The organism is Sedimentitalea sediminis (assembly GCF_042687825.1).
Taxonomy (GTDB): domain Bacteria; phylum Pseudomonadota; class Alphaproteobacteria; order Rhodobacterales; family Rhodobacteraceae; genus Sedimentitalea.
The window spans coordinates 1-1,675 of the sequence record NZ_JBHUQE010000060.1; the positions used below are offsets into that span (position 1 = coordinate 1).

Annotated in this window: 2 protein-coding genes; both read right to left on the reverse strand. The window is 66.6% G+C overall.

Translation table 11 applies throughout. The annotated features are described in order from the left end of the window. Positions 1–917 (reverse strand): electron transfer flavoprotein subunit alpha/FixB family protein (locus tag ACFMPD_RS17485; RefSeq protein ID WP_380997308.1); only part of this gene is annotated, 917 nt, incomplete at its 3' end. Next, positions 917–1,675 carry an electron transfer flavoprotein subunit beta/FixA family protein gene (locus ACFMPD_RS17490; protein WP_380997311.1) on the reverse strand — a complete coding sequence of 253 codons (759 nt, stop codon included), beginning with the start codon at positions 1,673–1,675 and terminating at the stop codon, positions 917–919. The genes ACFMPD_RS17490 and ACFMPD_RS17485, both read right to left, overlap by 1 nt.

Genomic DNA, 1,675 nt, shown 5'->3' on the forward strand with positions numbered 1-1,675 from the left:
TCGGTCAGTTCTGGGACGGCGGTGAAGAGGTCGGCGACGAGGCCGAAATCGGCGACCTGGAAGATCGGGGCCTCTTCGTCCTTGTTGATGGCGACGATGATCTTGCTGTCCTTCATGCCGGCGAGGTGCTGGATCGCGCCCGAGATGCCGACGGCGATGTAGAGGTCCGGGGCCACGACCTTGCCGGTCTGGCCGACCTGCCAGTCGTTCGGGGCATAGCCGCTGTCCACCGCCGCGCGCGAGGCGCCGACCGCGGCGCCCAGCTTGTCGGCGAGCTTTTCGATCAGGTGGAAATCCTCTTCGGAGCCGACCCCGCGGCCGCCCGAGACGACGACGCCGGCGCTGGTCAGTTCCGGGCGGTCGCTTTCGGCCACCTTGTCCTCGACCCATTCCGACAGGCCGGGATTGTCGGCCGCGGCGATGGTCTCGACCGGGGCGGCGGCCTGTTCGCCGGCCGCGTCAAAGGTCGAGGTGCGGATCGTCACCACCTTTTTGGCGTCGCCCGATTGCACCGTCTGCACCGCGTTGCCGGCATAGATCGGGCGTTCGAAGGTGGCGCCGTCGACGACGCCCGAGACATCCGAGATCACCATCACGTCCAGCAGCGCCGCGACCCGCGGCATGACGTTCTTGGCATCCGTGGTGGCCGGCGCAACGATATGTTCATAATCGCCCGCCAGGCTGACGATCAGTGCGGCGGTCGATTCCGCCAGCCGGTGGCCCAGCGACGCGTCCTCGGCGACCAGCACCTTGGCGACGCCGGCGATCTTGGCAGCGGCGGCGCCGGCCTCGGCGGCATGCGCGCCGCAGCACAGCGCGGTCACTTCGCCCAGGGGCGCGGCCGCGGCGACGGCCTTGGCGGTTGCATCCAGCGCCAGCGCGCCATCGGTGACTTCTGCGAGAAGAAGAACAGCCATTACACAGCCCCCGCTTCTTTGAGTTTCGCGACCAGCTCGTCCACCGAGCCGACCTTGATGCCGGCGGCCCGTTCGGCCGGTTCGGCGGTTTTCACGACCGTCAGCCGCGGTGCGACGTCGACGCCGTAATCGGCGGCCGTCTTTTCATCCAGCGGCTTTTTCTTGGCCTTCATGATGTTGGGCAGGCTGGCATAGCGCGGCTCGTTCAGGCGCAGATCGGCAGTGACGATGGCCGGCATCCTGACCTTGATCGTCTGCAGACCGCCATCGACCTCGCGGGTCACCACGGCATTCTCGCCGTCCAGATCCAGCTTGGAGGCAAAGGTGCCCTGGCTCCAGCCCAAGAGCGCGCTCAGCATCTGGCCGGTGGCGTTCATGTCGTTGTCGATCGCCTGCTTGCCGCAGATCACCAGCCCGGGCTGCTCTTCCTCGACGATCCTGGCCAGGATCTTGGCCACCGCCAGCGGCTCGATATCGTCGTGAACGTCGTCCGCGGCCACCACCAGAATCGCCCGGTCGGCACCCATCGCCAGGGCGGTGCGCAGGGTCTCCTGCGCCTGCTTGACCCCGATCGAGACGGCGACGATCTCGTCCGCCTTGCCGGCCTCCTTCAGACGGATCGCCTCTTCCACGGCAATCTCGTCAAACGGGTTCATCGACATCTTGACGTTGGCCAGATCGACACCGCTCCCGTCCGCCTTAACACGGACCTTCACGTTATAGTCGATCACGCGCTTGACAGGCACCAATACCTTCAT